The sequence below is a fragment of the Micromonospora sp. M51 genome (assembly GCF_018070305.1).
Classification (GTDB): Bacteria; Actinomycetota; Actinomycetes; order Mycobacteriales; family Micromonosporaceae; genus Micromonospora; species Micromonospora parva.
In genome coordinates this window covers 1-2732 of record NZ_JAGPXZ010000784.1, presented here as the reverse complement: position 1 = coordinate 2732, position 2732 = coordinate 1, and the positions used below count along the sequence as shown (strand labels likewise).

At 70.2% G+C, this 2732-nt stretch carries 4 protein-coding genes and 1 pseudogene; 1 reads left to right on the top strand and 4 read right to left on the bottom strand.

Annotated features, from left to right (window positions below):
• From KBX53_RS28740 to KBX53_RS28730, 3 genes are all read right to left on the bottom strand, one after another.
• On the bottom strand, positions 1 to 601 hold a 601-nt coding region (locus KBX53_RS28740), incomplete at its 3' end, for an ABC transporter (RefSeq protein ID WP_210862708.1).
• Between the two features lie 331 nt (positions 602 to 932).
• A complete protein-coding gene (locus tag KBX53_RS28735) occupies positions 933 to 1124 on the bottom strand; it encodes a DUF397 domain-containing protein (protein ID WP_030330415.1) in 192 nt (63 codons plus the stop codon).
• The gene (locus KBX53_RS28730) at positions 1115 to 1903 is read right to left on the bottom strand and encodes a helix-turn-helix transcriptional regulator (protein WP_030330416.1); all 789 of its coding nucleotides are present in this window, start codon (positions 1901 to 1903) and stop codon (positions 1115 to 1117) included. The genes KBX53_RS28735 and KBX53_RS28730 overlap by 10 nt, the downstream gene beginning before the upstream one ends.
• Before the next feature lie 267 nt (positions 1904 to 2170).
• Between KBX53_RS28730 and KBX53_RS28725 the strand changes: the two genes are divergently transcribed.
• Positions 2171 to 2407, top strand: a complete 237-nt coding sequence (locus KBX53_RS28725) for a flavin reductase (protein WP_210862706.1) — start codon at positions 2171 to 2173, stop codon at positions 2405 to 2407.
• Positions 2408 to 2504: 97 nt separating this feature from the next.
• Here KBX53_RS28725 and KBX53_RS28720 read toward each other — a convergent pair.
• Positions 2505 to 2732: pseudogene (locus KBX53_RS28720) on the bottom strand (hypothetical protein); the annotation flags it as partial.

Genomic DNA, 2732 nt, shown 5'->3' with positions numbered 1-2732 from the left:
ACGACTCGACCGGGAAGAACACCCCGGCGAAGAGCGTCATCGGAATGACCGCGAACCGGAACAGCATCGCCAGCCAGTTGTCGCTCGACACCGACGCGGCGTACGCGAAGGTCGGCGCGGCGACGGCCAGCCCGAGCAACGCCACCACCGGCAGGGTGGCCACCGCCCACGGCGAGCGCAACGCCCCGAACACCCCGGTGACCAGCAGGAACGCCGCGATGGTGGTGAGCACCCGGAACAGCACGAAAGCCAGGTGCCCGGCCACGATGTCACCCACCCGCAGCGGCGAAGCGCCCTGCGCGAAGTAGGTCTTGACCCACTGGAAGTTGCTGAACACCGGCCAGGTGGAGTCGCCGACGGTCACCTGGAGCGCGGTCGAGGCGATCAGCCCGGGGACCAGCCAGTCGAGGTAACGCACCCCGCCGACGCCCTGGTCGATGTAGGCGCCGACGCCCAGCCCGAAGCCGAGCACGGTCAGCACCGGCAGCAGGAACGAGGAGAACACCCCGGCCCGCCAGGTGCGTCGCAGACCCACCAGATAGTGCTCGAACACCGCGTACGCCGGCACCCAGGGGAACCGCGCCGATCCCGCCACACTCACCCGATCACCCCGCCCACCGCGTCGTCCACCACGACCTGTCTACCCCTGGGGTACGACAGACCGCCGGTCACCCTACGACGGGTCCGCCGACGTGTCGCCCGGGTTTCGCCGCGCGCCACCCGAGGCCCGCTCGTTGATCAACTCGGGTTTCAAGAAGTCGGGGTGTCAACGGCCGCGAGTCGGCCCGACTTTCTGAAAGTCGAGTCGATCAGCGGGGCGACCCGCACCCGAGACGGGTCGGTGCCGACGGCGTCGACCGGCATCGGGAACTCCCCCCGGCCAGCGTCCACCCGAGTTCGGCCGCGGAACCGATCGGAGCGACGACCGCCACCTACCGGCCGACGGGGTCGGACCCGACGAACGCCCGCCACGCGCCAGGCGTGAAGACGAGCACCGGGCCGCCCGGGTCCTTGGAGTCGCGAACGGCGACCACACCAGGAATGTTGTCGGCAACCTCCACACAGTTGCCGCCATCCGGGCCGCTACGGACGGTCTTGCGCCACCGGGCGCCGGTCAAATCCATGTCTCCGCTACTTCCGCCATCAGATCGAGGGACTGCCTGTGCGATAGTGCCTCACCGCGGATCGACTCCCACACCTCGACCATCTGCCGGATGTACTCGACTCGGTCGATCACCTGCCCATGGCGCTGTCCGGCGAGGTAAACGAGGTCCTCCCCCTGCGTCGAGGTAGCGATCACAAAGGGGCCCCCGAGCCCAACGTAAGCACCGGCAGCGGTTGGCACCACCTGAATTCGGACCCTGGGAAACGCCGAACCAAGCTTCACGAGGTGCTGAATTTGCTCGACCATCACTGCCGGCCCACCAACCGAGCGGCGCAGCACGTGCTCATCGATCACGGCTGTGAGCAGTGGGGGCCGGTCGCGGGTGAGCAGTCCCTGACGGTCCAGCCGGGTCGCCACCTGCTGCTCGACCTCGTCCGGCGCGAACAACCCGCCGCCGGTCAGTAGGGCGCGGGCGTACCCCTGGGTCTGCAACAGACCTGGCACACACAGCGGCTCGAACGAGCGCAGTGCGGTTGTCTCCTGCTCGATGGCGGCCCAGTCGCGGAACCACGGCACCACGGCCTCGCGGCTGATCCGCCGCTGGATGCGTTCGAACCGACCGTCAGCTGAGAACACGGCGTCACACCGGCGGGCGAAGTCGAGACTCGGCCGCCGCTCGGACGTCTCCACCTTGGCGACCAGCGCGCCGGAGTAGCTCAGCGCCTCGGCCAGCGCCGTCTGCGACATGCCACTGGCGGCCCGGGCCAGCCGCAGTTCCTCGGCGAAGTGCTCCAGCATGGACGAACTCTCCACGGACAACCCCCGTACATCCTCGTACCGTGCCGGGCCGGCCGCCGTACGCGCTGGTCGTCGGCGTGCGGAACCTCCCACCGTAGTCGGATCCTCAGCAGACTGTCACGCAGCGGAACCGCTCACGGGATCGGACGGCGGGCGGAACCAGGCCGGGAGCGCCCTGTGACCCCCCGATCCGGGGCGCTCCCACCCACCCGACGGAGGTTCCCTCGTGCCACTGACCCGGTCGACTCATGACGGTGGCGGGCACTGATGCCCCGGTACCGCCCGCACGTGGCGGCCCGGCCGTCCTGGCGCTGCCGGGTCTGCGGTGCGGCGTGGCCCTGCTCGCCGGCCCGTCTGGCGCTGCTCGGCGAGTACCGCGAGGACCGGATCAGCCTGCTCATCTACCTCGCCACTGTGCACCACGAGGCGGCCGGTGACCTCGCCGGCCAGGTCGACCACGACCAACTGTGCGACCGGTTCCTCACCTGGGCCAGAGCCCGCTGAGCGGCGATCGTTGGCAGCTGAGCAGCACGACACGCGGCAACGGTTGCTGCTGAGCTGCCAACGATCCGAACGGGTCGACCTCGACGGCCGCCACCGGTCAGGCCGGTCGGTACGCGCGGACCAGCGCCTGCACGGCGTAACCGAGCAGCAGCACTCCCGCGCCGACGCCGACCACCAGACCGGCGGAGACCGCCGAGGCGAGGGCGATGCCGAGCCCGGCCGCCGCCACCAGGCACAGCGCCCCACCGAGCGGGCGAAGCAGCGGGTCGCGCAGTAGCGGCGCGAGTGGGAAGAAGTGCAGACCGACCACCAGGCAGACCAGCAC